Annotated in this window: 15 protein-coding genes; 12 read left to right on the forward strand and 3 right to left on the reverse strand. The window is 28.3% G+C overall.

From position 1 onward, the window contains the following. Positions 1-60 precede the first annotated feature (60 nt). Positions 61-2,493 (reverse strand): PAS domain S-box protein, encoded by a 2,433-nt coding sequence (locus Ccar_RS26185; RefSeq protein WP_169823848.1) that lies wholly within the window; start codon positions 2,491-2,493, stop codon positions 61-63. A 404-nt stretch (positions 2,494-2,897) separates the two neighbouring features. On the opposite strand from Ccar_RS26185, the gene Ccar_RS23415 reads away from it, so the two are divergent. After that, positions 2,898-7,055 carry a 5'-nucleotidase C-terminal domain-containing protein gene (locus Ccar_RS23415; protein WP_007059155.1) on the forward strand — a complete coding sequence of 1,386 codons (4,158 nt, stop codon included), beginning with the start codon at positions 2,898-2,900 and terminating at the stop codon, positions 7,053-7,055. Between the two features lie 50 nt (positions 7,056-7,105). Here the strand turns inward: Ccar_RS23415 and Ccar_RS23420 are convergent, their stop codons facing one another. Both Ccar_RS23420 and Ccar_RS23425 read right to left on the reverse strand, forming a co-directional pair. After that, complete coding sequence (locus tag Ccar_RS23420; protein WP_007059154.1) at positions 7,106-7,666, reverse strand: hemerythrin domain-containing protein; 561 nt, start codon at positions 7,664-7,666, stop codon at positions 7,106-7,108. A gap of 14 nt (positions 7,667-7,680) precedes the next feature. Then, on the reverse strand, positions 7,681-8,328 hold the full coding sequence (locus tag Ccar_RS23425; RefSeq protein WP_007059153.1) for a hypothetical protein: 648 nt from the start codon (positions 8,326-8,328) through the stop codon (positions 7,681-7,683). A 308-nt stretch (positions 8,329-8,636) separates the two neighbouring features. Between Ccar_RS23425 and Ccar_RS23430 the strand changes: the two genes are divergently transcribed. The 11 genes from Ccar_RS23430 to Ccar_RS23480 all read left to right on the forward strand — a co-directional run bounded on the left by Ccar_RS23430 (position 8,637) and on the right by Ccar_RS23480 (position 20,920). Continuing rightward, the gene (locus Ccar_RS23430) at positions 8,637-10,454 is read left to right on the forward strand and encodes a MutS family DNA mismatch repair protein (protein WP_007059152.1); all 1,818 of its coding nucleotides are present in this window, start codon (positions 8,637-8,639) and stop codon (positions 10,452-10,454) included. 24 nt (positions 10,455-10,478) lie between these two features. Further along, the gene (locus Ccar_RS23435; RefSeq protein WP_007059151.1) at positions 10,479-10,958 is read left to right on the forward strand and encodes a PTS sugar transporter subunit IIA; all 480 of its coding nucleotides are present in this window, start codon (positions 10,479-10,481) and stop codon (positions 10,956-10,958) included. Between the two features lie 25 nt (positions 10,959-10,983). Continuing rightward, positions 10,984-11,967 (forward strand): lipoate--protein ligase, encoded by a 984-nt coding sequence (gene lplA, locus Ccar_RS23440; RefSeq protein ID WP_007065109.1) that lies wholly within the window; start codon positions 10,984-10,986, stop codon positions 11,965-11,967. Positions 11,968-11,998: 31 nt separating this feature from the next. Next, positions 11,999-12,850 (forward strand): lipoyl synthase, encoded by an 852-nt coding sequence (gene lipA / locus Ccar_RS23445; RefSeq protein ID WP_007059148.1) that lies wholly within the window; start codon positions 11,999-12,001, stop codon positions 12,848-12,850. Between the two features lie 197 nt (positions 12,851-13,047). Continuing rightward, positions 13,048-14,031: a cobalt transporter CbiM gene (gene cbiM, locus Ccar_RS23450; RefSeq protein WP_007065108.1), complete on the forward strand. Its 984-nt coding sequence runs from the start codon at positions 13,048-13,050 to the stop codon at positions 14,029-14,031. A 134-nt stretch (positions 14,032-14,165) separates the two neighbouring features. Next, complete coding sequence (locus tag Ccar_RS23455; RefSeq protein ID WP_007059146.1) at positions 14,166-14,690, forward strand: FmdE family protein; 525 nt, start codon at positions 14,166-14,168, stop codon at positions 14,688-14,690. 226 nt (positions 14,691-14,916) lie between these two features. After that, entirely contained in the window at positions 14,917-16,410 is a 1,494-nt protein-coding gene (locus Ccar_RS23460) for a spore germination protein (RefSeq protein ID WP_007059145.1), read from the forward strand. Further along, on the forward strand, positions 16,403-17,506 hold the full coding sequence (locus tag Ccar_RS23465; RefSeq protein WP_007059144.1) for a GerAB/ArcD/ProY family transporter: 1,104 nt from the start codon (positions 16,403-16,405) through the stop codon (positions 17,504-17,506). Before Ccar_RS23460 ends, Ccar_RS23465 begins: the two co-directional genes overlap by 8 nt. Then, a complete protein-coding gene (locus tag Ccar_RS23470) occupies positions 17,484-18,602 on the forward strand; it encodes a Ger(x)C family spore germination protein (protein ID WP_007059143.1) in 1,119 nt (372 codons plus the stop codon). Before Ccar_RS23465 ends, Ccar_RS23470 begins: the two co-directional genes overlap by 23 nt. 29 nt (positions 18,603-18,631) lie before the next feature. Beyond that, complete coding sequence (locus tag Ccar_RS23475) at positions 18,632-19,759, forward strand: Ger(x)C family spore germination protein (protein ID WP_007059142.1); 1,128 nt, start codon at positions 18,632-18,634, stop codon at positions 19,757-19,759. 69 nt (positions 19,760-19,828) lie between these two features. Further along, positions 19,829-20,920 carry a GerAB/ArcD/ProY family transporter gene (locus Ccar_RS23480; protein WP_007059141.1) on the forward strand — a complete coding sequence of 364 codons (1,092 nt, stop codon included), beginning with the start codon at positions 19,829-19,831 and terminating at the stop codon, positions 20,918-20,920. The last annotated feature ends 38 nt before the right edge of the window (positions 20,921-20,958 follow it).

Here is a 20,958-nt window from a genome sequence, read left to right on the forward strand (position 1 = left end):
CAACTTTTCAGAGGACAATTGTCCTCTGTCCTCTGAAAAAGTTGTGTCGCAATATGCCTATTATGTTAAGTTATTGGATAGAAATTTATCTATTAATTTATAAAGTGTAGTATAGTCAATTGGTTTAGAAATATAATCGTCCATTCCTGCTGATAAAAATTTCTCTCTATCGCCTATCATGGCATAGGCTGTCATTGCTATAATTGGAATATGATTTCCTGTATTTATTTCTATATTGCGAATGTTTTTGGTGGTGTTTAATCCATTTAAATTAGGCATTTGTATATCCATAAGGATTAAATCAATTTTTTTTACTTGTTTTAATAAGTTTAGAGCTTCAATACCATCAAAGGCAGTAAAATAATTGTAACCCTTCTTACTTATTAGAGTAGAAATAAATCTTTGATTTATTTCGTTATCATCTTCTAAAAAACATTTTGATGAATTTTCATCTGGAAAAAATTCTGCGGTAAAGTAAAAACAACTTCCTTCATTATGCTTACTTGTTACCCATATATCGCCATTCATCATATTTACAAGGTGCTTGGATATTGAAAGTCCCAATCCAGTACCGCCATATTTTTTAGTGTACGAATCATCTATTTGACTAAAGGTTTTAAAAAGCTTGTCCATTTTATCTTCAGGAATTCCAATTCCAGTATCGCTAACAGAAAATTGAATTTTAATTTTATCTTTAGGTCCTTCAACTTTTTTTGCACAGACTATTATATTTCCTCTGTCTGTAAACTTAATAGCATTGCTTAGTAAATTCATTAATATTTGGTCCAATTTTGAAGGATCACCTATTATATTACCTTCACTAATGTTAGGATCAATGAAATACATAACTTCAATAAATTTTTTATAAGCAAGAACGGAGATATTTTTAACCATTTTGGAAATCCTTTCTTCAAGGTTAAAAGGTACTAAGTCAAGTTTAAACTTGCCGGATTCAATTTTTGATATATCCAAAATGTCATTTATTATATCTAGTAAGTGGCTGGAGGAGGCTTTTACCATATTCAAATATTCTCTTTGTTCATTTGTCAATTCTGTCATTAAAGTTAAATCTGTCATACCCATTATTCCGTTTATTGGAGTTCTTATTTCATGACTCATATTAGCTAAAAATCTACTTTTTTCAATATTAGCTTCTTCAGCTGCAATTTTGGCTTTTTTTAGTTCATCTTCGCTTTCCATTCTCTTAGTTATATCTCTTCCAATAGAATAAATAAGGCTATATTCTTTTATTACGAATGAATTCCATTCAATCCACTTATAAGTTCCGTTTTTGCAAATATATCTATTTTTGAATATGTGTCTACCACATTTTAACATATATGAAAAATCGTTTACACAACCTTGAATATCATCAAGATGAACAAAATCTTTAAAGTTTTTATATAGAACATCCTTCTCGCTCCATTCCAAAATTTTATTCATACCAGCACTTACTTGTAAAAACTTGCCATCATAATCAAATATAGAGAATATATCGTCAGATAAATTGGTGAAATTTTGAACTTTTTTTTCCACAGTTTTAAGTTTAGTAATGTCTTGTACTTGTAATAAAATTGCAGTTAAATCTTTTTTTTCATTTAGTATAGGAGTAGTTACAATATCAAAATAATAAATCCTATTTTTGTTTGTTTCAAAGTCAGCACGTTGATTTAATTTGTATTTGCAAGTAATACGGGAAGTTTTTTTGTTCCTAATCCTATTCTTTACACTTTCATAAATATGAGGAGTATTAAAGAAATTGGAATATTTGAATTCCTTTATGTCATCTAAGTTAAACATCTTGCAGAAGGATTCATTTGAAGATATAACTTCTCCATCAGCATCAAAAAGCTCTATTCCTATAGGAGATTGTTCATATATACTTCTGAATTTTTTTTCGCTGTTATATAGTTCCTTATGAAGCTTTTTATTTTCAGTTATATCTCGAGCAATAACAGATTCACATACAGTATCTCCACTATAGTTTTTAACAGGTGATATGCTTATGGATAAATATATAACTTCATTATTTCTGTTTATCATTTCTATTTCATAGTCTTTAATTCCATTTTTACTTATTGTACTACATAAAACTTTATTATTTTCATTATTATCTAATATGGAAAATTTTTTACCTAAAAGTTCTTGTTCACTATATCCAAAAATTCTCTCAGCCGCCTTATTCCAGCTTATTATTTTACCATCTAAAGTTTTTCCTATTATAGCATCTTCAGATGCATCAGCTATGGAGGCTAATTGCAAAGCTTTTTTTGTGTATTCATCTTTTTGAAGACGGTAGTTTATAATTAAGAATATAGAATCATTATGTTTTATAAATTGCCCATTAAATTTCCAGGTAATATTATTGAGTTTTACTTCTTTAACAAAAATCTTATTTTGTTTAATGCCTGTTTTAAACTTAATAAAATCTTCTTCAATAAACCATAAAAGATTACTAAATTTAGAATTAAAAGCGTTTATATTTTCATCCATGTAAATGGTATGCAGCATTTCAACAGCAGGAGAATTATATTCTTTTATAGTATCATTGCTGTGTATTAAAAAAAAGGGTACAGAAATATAAGATAAAAATTTAAAGTGTTGTCTAAAATCTTCTTCGTTTTCAAATATATGTCTCATAATAGATAAAAATAGATGTTAAATCTACTTTAATATTCACCTCTTTCTTAAAATTAAAAATGTCTTGAAAATTATGGTGTTTTCTTTAAAGTATATTACACTTGCATATATGTATCAACATGAAGAATTAAGGTAATTTTAAATTGTATTTTATTTTTATAAACATTTGGTTACCAATTTACAAAAAATTCACATTGTTATATAATTTTTATATATGAATATATTTCCAATAGGTTTTAAATTTTAAGGGAAGGTAGATGATAATTTTGTTAAGAGCTTTTAAAAACAAGAAGTTGACATCTTTGGTAATGACAGTACTAATGGTAGTATCACTTTTAACACCAACTGCTTTTACAAATGTTAAAGCAAGTGAATCTGGTAAATTATTTGATTTAATTGAAATTACAGATTTTCATGGTGCATTAGAGGATGCAAGCACACCTCCATTACCTGCAGGAGCAGTACTTGCTAAAAATATTGACAATATTAAAAATGCAAATCCAAATAGAACACTGGTTCTTGGAGGAGGAGACTTATATCAAGGTTCACCAATGTCAAATGTTTTATTTGGAGTTCCTGTACAAAAATTAATGAGCAGTATTGGAATGGAAGTAACAGCTCTTGGAAATCATGAATTTGATTGGGGACTAGACAAAATTATAAACACTACAATGAAGGATTCCAAATATTCAATTGTATGTTCAAATCTTTATAATAAAAATACTGGAGAAAGAGTTTTTGAGCCATATAAAATTATAAATAAAGATGGAGTAAAAATTGCAGTTATAGGTGCAATAACTACAGAAACACCAGGAATAGTTCTTCCAAATAATGTAGCAAATTATAAGTTTACAGATCCTTTAAATGAGATAAATAGTTTAGCTAAGGACATTAAAGATAATAAAAAAGCAGATGTAATTTTAGCACTTATGCATGAAGGAAGTAGTCAAGACTGTAAAACAGGTAAAGTTTTTGACATAGCAGACAAGCTTTCCAATGTAGATGCAGTGTTAGGAGGACATTCACATACTGCTGTACAAGCTATAAGTAAAACAGGCATACCAGTTGTTATAGGTAAAGCACAAGCAAAAGGTTTTATAGATTTGAAAATGTCTGTAGAATCTTCAGGAAAAGTATCATTTGTAAATCCAACTACAAGTTATATAGCATTAGACAATAATAAAGATAATGGATACAAAGCAAAAAATCCAATCACTGATACTAATGCAATATCCATAGTAGCTGATGCTAAAAAGCAAGTTGGCTCAACCTTTAATGAAGTTATAGGCAAGACAGATAAAGATTTAACTAGAAAACAAGATACAGCTCCTTTTGGAGAATCTTATTTGGGAAATTGGACAGCTGATATTATAAAAAATAAAGGAAATGCAGATGTTGGATTACAAAATAATGGAGGTATAAGAGTTGATATACCAAAAGGTGATATAACAGTTGGAACAATATTTTACTTAATGCCTTTTGATAACGTAGTAACTACAGTAAAGATGAATAAAGCTCAGTTAACAAAGGCATTTGAAGAAGCCTTTGCAGATAATGGAGTTGGAGTTCAAATGTCTGGACTTAAGGTTACTTATGATTCAACAAAACCATCTGGAAATAGAGTAATAGATATAAAAAAGGCAGATGGAACAGCTATTTCTGATAAAGAAACCTTGAAGGTTGCTACTAATGATTTTATGGCAACAGGAGGAGACGGCTTTGTTGTATTTAATGAGCCATCAGTTAAAGAAACTTATAATGATACTCATATACTTGTAAGAGATTCATTAATTGAAAATATAAAAGCAAATAAGGGCATAATAGCTTCAATGGATAAGAGAATAGCTACTAATGGAGCTTCACAAATATCCATAGTAGGAACTTCAGACATTCACGGAAGTATATATCCTATAGATTACAGCACAGGAAAAGCTGCAAATTTAGGACTAGCTAAAGTTTCAACTTATGTAAATAGCTTAAGAAATGCAAATCCAAATGTAATGCTTGTGGATTCTGGTGATACTATTCAAGGAACACCATTATCTTATTATTATGATAAAGTAGATACAAAGTCAGAATATCCAATGATGAAGGTTATGGGAGCTATGAAATATGATTCATGGACACTTGGTAACCATGAATTCAATTATGGATTAGAAGTTTTAAACAGGGTAATTAAAGATGCTCAAAAAGAAAATATAAATGTATTATCAGCAAATACTTATAAAACTGATGATAACTCAAACTTTGTAAAACCTTATATTACAAAAACTCTTAATGTAAATGGAAAAAATCTTAAAGTTGGTATATTAGGATTAACAACTAAGTGTATTCCTAATTGGGAAAATGCATCTAACTACAATGGATTAAAATTTAATGATCCAGTGGATGAAGCTAAAAAGTGGGTTCCAATATTAAGAAATGATGAGAAGGCAGATTTAGTAATAGTTACTATCCATAGTGGAGAAGAAACAGCTACAGATACAATACCTGAAAATCAAGTAAAAGCTTTGGCAACAAGTGTAAATGGTATAGATGCTATAATATGTGGACATGCTCATAAAAATATATCTAGCGATGTTACATTGAAGAATCCTTCTGGAAAAGTTGTTCCTGTTACTGAACCAGCAAAATCAGGACAATATGTTTCACAATTAGATATAAATATAAATGTAAATGGAACTATAGGGACAATCAATGCTAAAACAGTACCTATGGATGATAAAATTGCAGCAGATGAAGCTATAACTAAATTGGCACAGCCTTACGAGGATACAACTTTAAAGTATATGGCAACAGTAATTGGACAATCAGCAGGAGAGTTTCCAGGCAAGGGACAAACAATGGAACCAACAGCTATTATGGACTTAATAAACAAGGTACAACGAAAGGGAGCAGGAACTCAATTGTCTATTGCAGCACCTTTAAGTGAAAGTGCATATATACCAAAAGGAGATATAACAATTCAAAATATAATGGGAGTATATGTATTTGAAAATTTCCTATATGGAATAAAAATGAATGGAGCACAGCTTAAAAAGTGGATGGAGTTTTCTGCAAGATACTATGGGCAGGTAAACAATCCTAATGATGTTTTAAGTAAGGATAAAACTTTAAATGTTCCAGACTATAATCTTGATCAATTATATGGAGCAACTTATGATGTTGATTTAACACAACCGGCATGTACAGTGGATTCTAAAACAGGAGAAGTTAAATCAGTAAGCAGAATTAAGAACTTAAAGTTTAACGGAGTACCAGTAAAGGATACAGATGAGTTTACAGTAGCTATAAATAACTATAGGTTTAACGGTGGCGGAGGATTTATGGCTGCAGCTGGCTTAAAACCTGGAGATACATCTATAGTAATGTATGATTCAGCTAAGGCCTTAGGAGATGATGGTCAAGTTAGAAATATGATGACTAAATACATTCAAGAAAATAAAACTATTACACCAACTGTAGATAAGAATTGGAAATTAAGTACTACTCCAATATATCCATTTACAGTACAAACAATAAAGGGTGCTGATAGATATGAAACTGCAGCTAATATTTCTAAAAATGGATGGGATAAAGGTTCTGACTATGCAATAATTGCTAATGGTGAAGTTTTTGCAGATGCTCTTTGCGCAGCACCAATGGCTAAAAAATTTAATGCACCAATATTATTAACACAACAGAATAAACTTCCTGAGTCTTCAAAAGCTGAATTAGAAAGATTAAATGTGAAACATGTAATAATTGTTGGTGGTGAAGGTTCTGTATCTAAAGAAATAGAAGGCAATATACAAAATAATTTAAAGGTTAAACCAGAAGTTAAGAGAATATATGGAAAAGATAGATTTGAAACTTCTGTAAATATTGCAAAAGAAGTAGGAATTAAGGATAAAGCTATTTTTGTTAATGGATATAATTATCCTGATGCTTTGTCAGTATCATCAGTGGCTGCATCAAAAGGAATGCCAATACTTTTAACAGAAGGTAATAGACTTCCAGATAGTGTAGCTGCATATATTAATGAAAATAAGGCAAAGAATTTTTATATAATTGGATTAGATGGTGCAATTAGCAAATCAGTAGAGGTTTCTTTAGACAAAGTTTTATCCCAAAATGCAGTAAGACTTGGAGGCAGTAATAGATTTGAAACAAATGTGGCAGTAATGAAAGAGTTCCAAAATGATTTAAAATTGGATAAAATGCTTGTAGCATTAGGAGATGGTGCAACTGGTACTGAGTTTGCAGATGGATTAACAGGTTCTGCATTAGCAGCACAAAGTTCTTCTCCAATAATGTTAGTATATAATAATGTTCCAAAGGCAACTACAGATTATATTAACAGTAATACTAATCCTAATAGTATTGTAATACTACTTGGAGGACAAACTAAATTACCAGCAGGTATAGGAAACTAAATAAAAATAATAAGACACAACTTTTCAAAAGTTGTGTCTTATTATTTATTTTAAATAGCATCAAGCTTTCTTTCTAATTCATTAATAAGTTTTAAATATTTATCTTGTATATTGTTTAAAGCAGCATTTTTTTCAACTTCTTCAGATTTTTCATTTAGCATTTTTACATTTTCTTCTGATAATGAACGTTCTGCAAATTTATATAAGGCTGTATCTTCACGATCTATATGTCGGGTTAGCAAATCTGTATAAGAAATTGAATTTGCAATTATATCTAATTTTGCATCCTCTTTACCAGCTTCTAATCGCTTTAATGCATTTTCTAAATTTGTCATGTATAATCTACCTAAGTCATGTTCTACTAGCATTCCCATTATAGGACCATTTTTAATTTTTTCTCCAAACTGATTACTTAAAATATCAAATAATATATTTTCTTCTTTACTATGGTGATGCTTATCTGCATAATTTCTAACAAAATCTATTATTTTATAGAAATCATTGTAATCTAAAGCTTCATTTTTTAATACCTTGTAACAATACTTCCTCACTATTTTAAGCATTCTTTTAATATTTGCATGTTCTGAAACCATTATTTCTAAAGCATTCATTTAATCACTTCCTTTTAAGAACTTCTTCTGATTTCTTGGATTCTCTTGTTATCTATTATACTTACATTGTATGAAAAATTAAAATTTAAAGCCTTTATAAAGGATGTAATCCATGCATCACGAAGAATATAAAAGTTATTTACATCTCCATGAACACTATCCCAGTATTTACTGTGTAGACAAAGATTTGTTCTCCATATATAAACAGTAGAATCGCTTTCTAATTCTTCTGTAACTCTATCGCAAGGCATGCCTTCAAGAATAAAGTCATTTATGATATTATAAATTTCTTGAGGTGAATTAGGAATTGATTTTTCACTATATTCTATTCCTAATTTATTACCTTGTTTTTCAAATATGGATATTAAATCATTCTTATATTCTTTAGAAGAATTTAATATTTTAGTAACCCATGCTGCCTGCCTTCCTTCTGCTTTTGAAATCTTATCCTGAAGCCATCCATGTATGTTTGAGGTATCTATCATATCTTCTAGAGGTTTATCTTCAACAGGATGACCAAAATCTTTATATATTTCTTGTTTCCAATTGTCTACAGGTAAACCTTTGTGTTCAGCCCAGCTTACTATGTCACTTTCTAAACCTTCAAACCATTTAATTTTATCAAATAACCAATAGTGAATTTTTCCTAAAAATAAACTCATAATTAACCTCCTGAATTATTATTTTAACTTTAATTTGATGTTTTTATTATATGTAAATATGTATTATAAATCAGTAACAAATGTTACTAAAGTTATAATACAATGAAATGTATGTATGAAATTGTCAATAATAATAGTTATATGATTTGCTGTAAAATAAATAGGTATATATGAAGTATAATAAAGTTAAATTCACACAAAAATAAAGGAAATTTAGTTATACAAATAGAATATAAAGACGTAATATCCTTATATTATTAAAAAACAATAAAAATATATTGGCTTCCATAAAAGGAGGAAAATTTTTAGTGGTAATTGGAGAAAAATTTTATGAGAAGAGAAAAAATAATTATTTAAATTTAGTCAAAAGACAAAATAGAGCTATAAGTATTATGAGCACTGCAAGGCTTATTATTTTTTTCATTGGAATTATATTAACAGGATTTTTATATACAAAAAAATATATTTATCTAAGTATAAGTTCATTTTTATGCTTTTTAATACTATTTATTTTTATAGTTATTATCCATGGGAAAATTAAAAGAAATAGAAATTATTCTTTGGTGATTAGCAAAATAAATAGTAATTGTATAAACCGCTTTAATGGTAAATGGAAGGATTTCGTTGATGATGGCGAGGAATTTGTAGATATAGATCATAATTATTCTTTCGATTTGGACATTTTTGGTAGAGGTTCTCTTTTTCAATGGATTAATACTGCTAATACTTATTTAGGCAGAAGAAAGTTAAAAAGTTCACTTTCTACATGTTTAAAAAGTGCAGAAGAAATTGAAAAAAGACAAGAGGCCATAGAGGAACTATCAAAAAAGCTTAAATGGAGGCAAAGATTTGAAGCTGAAGGAAAAGTTATAAATGAAAAAATAGGTGATCCAGCACCTATAATTAAAGTAGCAGGGGATAGAAATTCTGTTTATACCAATAAATGTTTAATTTTAATATTTAAGATATTACCTGCGATTACAGTTAGCATGCTTATATTACATTTTGCCACTAATAGAGTATCTAAATCTATACCATTATTATTAATAGTTATTCAGATTTTTTTACTTATCCCAAAGGCAGGTCAACGTTTTAAGAGTTTGGGAGTAGTTTATGAATTTAAAAATAGTATAAAGATTTATGATAAAATGATAAAATTAATAGAGAAGGAAAAATTTCATTCTGCATATTTAATGAAACTAAAAAGTAATCTTATAAATGATAAATATAAAGCTTCTGAACAAATAAAGAAACTAGTAAAGTTATGTGATGTAATTTCTGATCGTAGAAATTCTATGTATATAATTATAAATATATTATTATTATTGGACTATCAATATATGTTTGCATTAGAAAAATGGAAAGAGAAGTGTGGAGGAAATTTACAGAAGTGGATTGATACTATTGGACAGTTTGAGGAATTGAGCAGTTTATCAATTATAAATTATGATCATCCAAAGTGGTATATCCCTAAAATTATTGAGAATGATTTAGTATTTGAAGCTAAACATATGGCACATCCATTATTAGGTGAGAAAGGCGTATGTAATAATTTAACAATTAGAAAACCATCTACTGTAGGGCTTATAACAGGTTCTAATATGTCTGGTAAAAGTACACTGCTTAGAACTTCAGGAATTAATTTAGTATTAGCCTATTCAGGATCTGCAGTATTTGCCGAGAATTTTTGTTGTTCCATAATGGAAATATATACTTGCATGAGGGTTAGTGACAATCTAGAAAAAAATATATCTTCTTTTTATGCAGAACTTTTAAAAATAAAGAATATTGTTAAAGCTTCTAAAGAAAAAAGAAAAATATTTTTCTTATTAGATGAAATTTTTAAAGGAACTAATTCATTAGATAGACATACAGGAGCTAAGGTTTTAATAAATAGCTTAAGTAAGAAAAAAACATTAGGTTTAGTATCTACTCATGATTTGGAATTAGGTGATTTGGAAGAGGAAAGTAATAATAAAATAAAGAATTATCATTTTAGAGAATATTATAAAGATGATAAAATTTATTTCGATTATAAGCTTCAGAGGGGTATATCAAAAACTAGGAATGCTCTTTATTTAATGAAGATGGCTGGAATAGAAATTGAAAATGATATACAAAAATAAATATAAGCTTTAGGAGGGTACTATATGTTTGATTTATTAAAGAAAGATTATTCTGTAATATCGCCTGCATCTGGTAAAGTATTGGAGTTGTCAGAGGTACCAGATGAAGTTTTTGCTAATAAACTTGCTGGAGATGGTGTTGCTATTGATTGCTCAGGAGATACAATAGTGTCACCAGCAGATGGTGTATTAACTATAATATTTAAAACAAATCATGCCTTTGCTGTTACCCTTGATAATGGAGTAGAAATTTTAGTTCATATAGGAATAGATACAATACAAGTAGATGGTGAAGGATTTCAAAGAATAGCTAAAGAGGGGAGCAGAGTTAAAGCTGGAGATCCTATAATAAAAATCGATAGGGAAATTATAAAAGAAAAAGGATTTTCTTTAATTACTCCAGTTTTAATTGTTAATGGCGATAGAGTTAAGAATATTGATAAAAATGTTGGAGTAAATGTATCAGCAGGAGAGGATATTATATTTACTTATAAAACTAAATAATTCAAATATTTATTGGAGGTTTTTTATGATTTTTATCAAGAATGATAATACCAATCCGTATATCAATCATGCTATTGAAGAATATATGCTAAAAAATTTTCAAGAAGATTGTTTTATGTTATGGAGAAATGAACGTTGTATATTGATAGGGAAAAATCAAAATACTCTTTCGGAAATAAATATGGATTATGTAAAAAAACACAATTTACCTGTTGTAAGAAGGATGTCAGGTGGAGGAGCAATTTTTAATGATCTTGGAAATTTACATTTTACTTTTATAGCTAATAATAGTGAAAATCGTTTTGCAGATTTTTCTAAGTTTACATATCCCATTATAAATGCTCTAAAGAAAATTGGTATAAATGCTGATTTATCAGGAAGAAATGATTTAACTATAGATGGAAAGAAATTTTCAGGTAATGCTCAATACAACTATAAAAATAAAATTCTTCATCATGGCAGTATTTTATTTTCAGCTAATATGAGTGATTTAACATCAGCATTAAAAGTAAAAGATATAAAGTTTCAAGACAAATCAGTTAAATCTGTAGGAAGTAGGGTTACTAATATAAGTGAACATTTAAAGTCTCCAATGAGTTTAGAGGAATTTAAAGAGTTTTTGGCTAATTCTATTATTAGTGAACAAGAGAAAGCAAAAATTTACGAATTAACAAAAGAGGATTGGATTCATGTAAAAAAGATTTCTGATGAAAAATATTCCACATGGGAATGGAATTATGGAAAATCTCCTAATTTTAATTATTTTAATGAAAAAAAGTTTTTAGGAGGAATAGTACAAGCTAATATAAATGTGGAAAAGGGATTAATAAACAGTATTAAATTATATGGAGATTTTTTTAGTGAAAGTGATGTTATTGAATTGGAAAATGTTTTGACTGGAATAAGATATAATGAAAAGAATGTAAGAGATGTTTTAAAGAATATATCAATTGAAAAATATATGAGTAATATTAATGAAGATAACTTAATACAAGTAATGTTTAATTAATATATAGATTTTTTCAAAGGGGGATAAAATCATGCATCAAAGAAAACCAGAATGGCTAAGAGTAAAAATAAGAGGGGGAGAGATTTCTGGTAATGTTCAAGAAATACTAAAGAAATATTCGTTAAATACAGTTTGCAGAGAAGCAAATTGTCCAAATAGAATGGAATGCTTTAACAAGAGAACAGCCACATTTATGATACTTGGAAAGAATTGTACTCGCAATTGTACTTTTTGTAATGTAACAAAAGAAAAACCAGAGGTGGTTGATTATGAAGAGCCGCATAATGTAGCACAAGCAGTTGATAAGCTAAATCTTAAACATACTGTTATAACTTCTGTAACAAGAGATGATATTGAAGATGGTGGAGCAGCACATTTTGCAAAAGTAATAGAAGAGATAAAAAAATTAAATAAAAATATCACTATAGAAGTATTAATACCTGACTTTAAAGGAAATGAAGAGGCTTTGAAAAAGGTGGTAAGTGCTAAACCTGATATAATAAATCATAATGTAGAAACAACGCCAAGACTTTATAGAGAAGTAAGACCTATGGCAGTGTATGATAGATCATTGGAACTTCTACAGCGAGTGAAAGAAATGGATGATTCAATAATGACTAAGTCTGGCTTTATGCTAGGACTTGGAGAAAATGAAGATGATGTAATAGGAATACTTAAGGATTTAAAAAACATTAATTGTGAAATTGTAACTATAGGGCAATATTTGGCACCTTCTTCAAAGCATCATCCAGTAGTAGAGTATGTGCATCCAGATATATTTAAAAAATATGAAAAAATAGCCTTAGATATGGGATTTAAACATGTTTTTTCTGCTCCTTTAGTTAGAAGTTCTTATTATGCAGAACAGGTATTTAATTCTTAATTATTTATTTGATGTTAAAAAAATTATCATAATGAAAAAATTCTCAAAATGGTACTAAAAAAGTATCGTTTTGAGAATTTTTTGCTGTTTTTACCCTATAAAACATATGGCATAAAAATTGCTCTTATTTATTGTAAAGATAATCTATTTGAAGAAAAAATAAAGGGTTTTTATTATAAAGTTGGGGGGATAAAATTATGCATATTCCAGATAATTATTTAAGTCCATCAACTTGTGCAGCAATGGGGGTTATTATGCTGCCAGTGTGGACAAAATCAGTAAAGAAAGTGAAAGAAGAAGTAAGTAAAAGAAAAATGCCTATACTTGGTGTATGTGCAGCTGTATCATTTCTTGTAATGATGTTTAATGTGCCAGTTCCAGGGGGAACTACAGCCCATGCAGTAGGAGCAACTTTAATAGCAATATTAGTAGGCCCATATGCTGCAACTATATCTGTTAGTATAGCATTATTGATTCAAGCATTATTCTTTGGAGATGGAGGAATACTTGCTTACGGAGCAAATACATTTAACATGGCTTTTGTAATGCCATTTGTTGGATATTCAGTTTATAGATTCATAAAAAATAGAGTAAACAGTGAAAAAGGGGAATACATAGCAGCATTTATTGGTGGTTATATAGGAATATTAGCAGCAGCCTTTTGCGCATCAATTGAATTTGGAATACAACCATTATTATTTAAAGATGCAGCAGGTGCAGCAATTTACTGCCCTTATACATTAAGTATTTCAGTGCCAGCTATGGTTTTACCTCATTTACTTGTAGGAATACTAGAAGGAGCTATAACAGCAGGAGTTTATGCTTATGTAAAAAAGATGTCACCTGGTATTATATATGAAGGAAAGAAAACAAGCAAAAAATCTTTATATGGATTACTTGGTGCTTTAATAGTATTATGCCCATTAGGACTTTTAGCTAGCGGAACTGCTTGGGGAGAGTGGGATTCAGAAGAAGTGAAGTCATTAGTTGGATATGTACCTAAAGCTTTTCAAAATGGGTTTAGCTTTAATGCAATAGCACCAGATTATGCTCCTGGTGGAATGCCTGAAAAGTTAGGTTATATTGTTTCAGCTATAGCTGGAGTGGCAATTTTATTAATTATATTTAAAGTAATTGCTTCAGTTAAAAAGGAAAAAGATTTACAAAATAAAGCATCATAGGAGAATATTAAAATACGAACTTTAAAGGCTGCAGCTTATGCAAATGTATTATAAGCTGTGGCCATTTAAATTTATATCAAAATTGATAGTATAGTATACTTATATTAAGTATACTATGAAGGGGAGAGTGTTATATGAATAAGGGTTTGTGGAAAAAGTGTGTAGAATTTCATGGACATTCATGTCCAGGCTTAGCTATAGGTTATAAAGTTAGTGAAGCTGCTAAAAAAAAGATGGGATTAGATTATTCTAAAGATGAAGAAATTGTTTGTGTAACAGAAAATGATGCTTGCTGTGTAGATGCAGTACAAGTATTAACAGGCTGTTCTATAGGCAAAGGAAACTTGGTCTATAAGGATTCTGGCAAAATGGCATTTACATTTTTCAATAGAAAGAATAATGAGGCTTTGAGAATAGTTTTAAAACCATTAGATAAGTCTGAAGGTAGGGAAAAGCGTATGGAGTACATATTAAATGCTGATATTGATGACTTATTTTTATTTAAGTCACCAAAATTTAAAATTCCAGAAAAGGCTAGACTTTTTAATAGCATTATCTGCGAAAATTGTGGAGAAAGTACTGCAGAACATAAAATAAGATTTATGAATGGCAAAAAGGTTTGCTTAGATTGCTTTAATGATTATTCAAGAGGGTTTTAGTAGGACTAAATTATATTCAAACATAAATAGAAACACTAAACTTTATTTTATATGAAGTTTAGTGTTTTTGTTATTTCTTTTTTGATATTTGAATTAGGTGCTTGTAATAAATACCCACTTATGACAATAGAATACCTACACTAGAGGCATAATTTGTCTAATATTTTTTAAAATTAAATCCATACTAAAAACAAAGATTATATTTTTTGTAAAGTGAGGTGTGTATATGGAGAATAAAAAACTTATCTTGCAACAAAATTTGGATGACATTAAGAATTTAATGGGAAATGGAATACAGCTAATAACTAAAAATTTTGTTATGGGAAGTAAAGAACCTATTGAGGCATGTATTATTTATGTAAATGGTTTGGTAAATAAAGATATGATTGATAGGGATATTTTGAATCCATTAATGCTTCACATAGAGGAAAATTTAAGTAGTATACCACAGGTTGAAGATTATGTATGTAAAAAATATATAACTATTAGCAATACACAATTAGAAAAAGATATAAATAAAGCTGTAGATGCTGCAAAGCGAGGAAAAACTTTGATGTTGGTCCAAGAAAGTAGCAGCTTTATTATAATAGACACAACAGGTGGAAACTTTAGAGCTATATCTGACCCTATGAATGAAACTTCGTTAAGAGGCCCTAGAGATTCTTTTGTAGAAAACTTGGAAACCAATTTAAGTATTATAAGAAGAAGATTAAAAGATAAAAATTTAAAAATGGAAACATTTACTTTAGGCGAAAGATCACAGACAGATTTAGTTATTGTATATATAGATGATATAGTTGATAAAAGTTTATTAAAAAAAATAAAAGATAGAATACAATCTATAAAGGTTGATAGTGTTTCATCAAGCGCTATGGTTGAACAACTTATAGAGGAACATACCTATAGTATTTTTCCACAAACTTTTGCTACAGAAAGACCAGATATAGTTCAATCCAATTTATTAGAAGGAAGGATAGCTCTGATGCCAGAAGGAACTCCTTCTGTTATAACTTTACCAAGTTTATTTACAGATTTTTTTCAAACAGTAGAAGATTATTACCATAGAACAATAGTAGCATCCTTTACTAGAATAATAAAATGTATAGCAGTTTTCATAGTAATCACAATTTCAAGTGTTTACATAACTCTAATAAAATTTAATTCAGAACTAATACCATTAACTTTTATACAATCTATTATTGAATCAAGAAAAGGCATAGCCTTAACGCCGTTTATGTCCATATTGTCTATGAATTTGGTTATAGAATTTTTAAGAGAGGGAGGACTTAGATTACCAAGCAAAATAGGTCAAACTTTAAGTGTAGTAGGTGGAATTATTATAGGAGATGCAGCACTTAAAGCTAAAATTGTAAGTTCGCTTACATTACTTATAGTTGGTGTTACAACTACGGCCTCTTTTTTAATACCTAATTATGAAATGGCTCTTTCTATAAGGATGATAAATTATCCTATGTTGGTATTGGCTAACTGGTTAGGAGCGTTAGGGATAGCTATAGGTTGGTTTTTCTTAATAGCCTATCTTTGCGCTTTAGATAGTTATGGGGTTCCTTATTTGTCTTTTCATAAGAGTGATTTAAAAGATATTTTTATAAGGGCACCTATATGGAAGATGAATAAAAGACCTGAAGCTATACCTAACAACAATCCTGTAAGGCAAAAGAATTTCAGATGGAAATTTAGGAGGGGCAAAAATGGGTAATAATAAAGAAAATACGATAACTATTACCCAATTTGCAGTTATATTACTGGGCAGTATGATTGGAATTGGAATATTAGTTTTGCCTAATGATGTAGTGAAGGTTGCAAAGCAGGATGGATGGATAGCATGCATAATAGGTATGCTATATCCTTTATATATGATTACTATGGCAATGTATATGTGTAAAAAGTTTCCTAAAGACAATATACTAACATTAAGTAAAAGGTGTTTTGGAAAAATTATAGGTGGAATTTTTAATTTTATATTTGTAATGTTTTTCTTATTTTTGTTGACAGAGGTGGCAGCAGGAACATGTAATGTTTTTTTAATATATGTTGTAAATTTTTTGAGTAGAAAAAAAATAATAGCAATTATACTTTTGGCTCCAGCTTTTATTGCGTATAAAGGTATTAATACACTTGGTAAGGTAGGAGAAATTATTTTTTGTTGTACTTTTCCTATACTTTTTATTCCTATAGCAGCCTTAAAACAAGGTAGTTTTTTAAATGTTATGCCTGTATTTGGTTCTGGAATAATAAATATAATAAAATCATCTAAAGAAACTGCGTTTTCATATTCCGGAATAGAAGTTATATTCTTGATATACCCTTTCCTAGAAAACAGGGAAAAAATTAAACGTTACAGCATAGGGGCTGCAGTACTTACTTCAATTATTTATACCTGGATAACTTTTGTAACTATATTTTATTTGGGAATTGAAACTATTCCTAAATTTTTATGGTCTGTTGTAACACTATCAGAATCTGTAATAATACCTGTAATAAATAGCTTTAGATATATATTCATGATGTTATGGTCTCTTATAATGTTTAGAACCATGTCTAATTTTTATTTTATGTTGGTTTACGGATTAAGCCAATTTACTAAGCATATAAGTAGAAAACAATTTGCTCTTTTGATGTATCCAATAGCTTTTTATTTATCTATAAAGTATGGAAATCCAACTATAAGGAGAAGTTTCTTAAGTAAGACAGTTCCTTTATATGTGCTCTTTAATTTAATATATGTTTCTGTTGTAGCCCTTTTACTTTTTATAAAAAAAGGAGATAAACATGAAAAAAAAGTTACACATTAAGTTTATTATTTCCATAATACTAAGTGCAATTTTCTTATGGAGCTTTATAGGTTCAAAGGGTGAATTAGTAGAAAATCTATCTGTACCTATAGGAATAGGAATGGATATAGTAAAAAACACAAAACAAGATGAATTATATAGGCTTCCCATTGCTTTATATGTTTTTGATCCTTCTGGTAATACAACAAGTAGTGTTATTACTGGAGAAGCTAGTACTATGGGAGATACTAGGGAAAACAGGCAGGTAAAAAATAATAAAAGGTATTTATTAGGATTGGAAAAAGTATATGTAATAAGTGAAAGTTTTGCTAAAGATGGAGTTCATGAAATGATAGATATACTAGTTCATAATCCTCAAATAAATGATAAGGCCTTTATGACAGTTTGTAAGGGAAAATCTGAGGATATCTTAAAATATAAAGTAGAAGGATATGCTAATTCAACGGAATTTATAGAAGGAATGATTAAAAACTCTAATTATTTTAATTTTTTTGCGCAGCAATATACCATGATGGATTTAGTAGTGAGAATGGATGCAGAAGGAAGAAGCACTATACTTCCATATTTAGAAATAAAGGAAAATGGTGTTGAAATTACAGGTGTTGCTGTATTTAAAAAGGATAAAATGGTGGCAAAATTAGATATTATGGAAGCTAAAATAGCCAATTTGCTTAGAGAAAACAAAGTACAAGGTATGTTAAGTATACAAAAAAATTCAAAAGAATATATAAATTATTATGCACAATCTAAAAGGAAAGTTAAATGTTATAAAGAAGGTGAAAAATTTAAATTTATAATAAATTTAAATTTAAAAGGTACTATAGCATCAAATGAATTATATAAGAATTTCAATAAAGATCCTAAAGTGTTAAAAGAGTTTACAAATGAAATGGAAAATTCAATAAAAAAACAATGTGAAAATTTTTTAAGTAAGGCTAAATGTGAATATAAAGTAGATTTTTTGGATTTAGGAAGAGTGGCAGCAGCCAAATACGGAAGAGAAACAGGAGTAGATTGGAATAAGGTTATTTGTGAATCAGATATAGAAGTAAATGTAAAAGTTAAAGTTGATACTGAAGGCAGGGGAGAATATTAAATCTTTAAGGGTTATTAAAAGGTGAAAAAATGGTTAAACATGCAAAAAAAAGTCTTAAGAGTACAATTATTAAAATAGCTATTGTAATGATTTTTTTGTGGAGTTTTATAGGTACTAAAGGTCAATTAATAGAGGATTTAGCTATTCCTATAGGTATAGGATATGACTTAGAAAAAAGAAATAAAGAAGATGTAGATTATAGCATTCCTATTGCCACATATATAAGTGATCCTTCAGGAGAGATAAAAAGTGAGGTTATTACTGGTAAAGCTAAAAATGTAGGTGAAACTAGAGGCAATAGACAATTAAGGTCTGAAAAGAAATTTTTATTAGGATTAGAAAAAGTACTTATAATAAGTGAAAGTTATGCTCAATATGGTATCAATAATATTTTAGATATATTGTTAAATAGTCCCCAAGTAAATGATAAGGCGGTTATGATAGTTTGCAAAGGAAAAGCTGAAGATATTTTAAAGTATAAAATTGAAGGATATCCAAATGCTGCAGAATATATAGAATCATTAATTTTAAACTCTAGATATTATAATTTTTTTTCTGGTCAATATAATTTTATAAATTCAATAGCAAGGGTGGATGCTGAAGGGAGAAATTTAGTACTTCCTTATATAGAATTAAAAGAAAATTTACCTCAAGTTACGGGTGTTGCCATATTCAAAGGTGATAAAATGATAACAAAATTAGATTTACAAGAAGCTAAAATTGTAAATTTGCTAAGGAAAGATAGTGGAGGAGGAATATTTACTATAAAAAAAGGGTCTAAGAGGTATATAGACTATGAGACAAAGGTTAAACGTAAAGTTAAATGTTATAAGCAAGGTGAAAAATATAAATTTATAATTGATTTAAATTTAAATGGTGTTATAGCATCAAATGAATTATATGAAAATCTTAATAAAGATCCAAAAGTTCAGAAAGAATTTGTTAAAGATATGGAAGCTTCAATAAAAAAAACATGTCAGGATTTTATAAATAATGCTAAATCTCAATATAAAATGGATTTTTTAAGTTTAGGTAAATATGCAGCTGCCAAGTATGGGAGGCATACTGGTGTAGATTGGAATAAGGTAGTAAGTGAATCTGATATATATGTAAATGTAAAAGTTAAAATAAACGCTGAAGGTAGAGGAGAATATTAAAAAGATATTATTAGCTTTAGTTATATAATACAAAAGTAAATTTTGGGTATAAGTTTAGGAGAGAAATGAATGAATAATAAAGATATTTTTTTAACTGAAAATCAACTGACTTCTATACTAGTTGGAAGTATGATTGGAAGTTCAGTGTTAACGCTACCTGCTGACGTTATAAAAGATGCTCAGCAAGATGGATGGATATCTTGTATATTTGGTTTAATATACCCTATATATATGATCTTTATAGCAAACTATCTGTATAAAAAGTTTCCTAAAGAAAATATATTAGTTTTAAGTAAAAAGTGTTTTGGTAAAATTATAGGTACCATATTAAATTTTATATTTATATCATTTTTTTTATTAATATTAACGGAAGCAGCTTCAGGAATAGCAAATTTACTTAAAATATATATGATATTTTTTCTAGATAAAAATAAAATTTTAATAACAATACTTTTGCCAGCAGCTTTTGTTGCATATAAAGGAATTAAACCTCTTGGAAAGGCTAATGAAATTATTTTTTATTTGACTCTTGTTTCATTTTTTATTCCTATAGTTGCCTTAAAAGAAGGTATGATGATAAATGTAATGCCTGTATTTGGTTCTGGTGTAGTTAATATGATAAAATCTACAAAGGAAACTGCCCTTGCTTATTCTGGTATGGAAATTTTATTTTTGATTTATCCTTTTTTAGAAGAAAATAAAAGTTTGAAGAAATGTGGGTTAATGAGCTTGTTAATTACTGGAAGTGTATATACTTGGTTTACTTTTATTACTATATATTATTTGGGTATAGATATTGTTCCTAAGTTTATATGGCCTGTAGTTACTGTAACAGAAGCTTTAACACTACCTATTATAAATAGTTTTAGATATGTATTTATAGTAATGTGGACTTTAATAATGATTAAAATCATATCAAATTACTATTATTCATTTACTTTTGGATTAAATGAAATAATTAAAAAAGTACAGAGAAAAGATTTTATCATTATTATGTATCCTATAATTTTCTATATATCTTCTAAATATGAAAATACTATAATAAGGGGTGCATTTGCTAGTAAGCTTATACCTATATATGTGTTATTTAATTTATCATATGTTTCTTTAACAGCACTTTTAATAAGTATAAATAATAGAAAAATTTTAATTAAAAAATAATTCATTCATTAAGTTGAATATTTACTATTTATCAATTA

Origin of the sequence: Clostridium carboxidivorans P7, from assembly GCF_001038625.1 — a bacterium.
GTDB lineage: Bacteria > Bacillota > Clostridia > Clostridiales > Clostridiaceae > Clostridium_AM > Clostridium_AM carboxidivorans.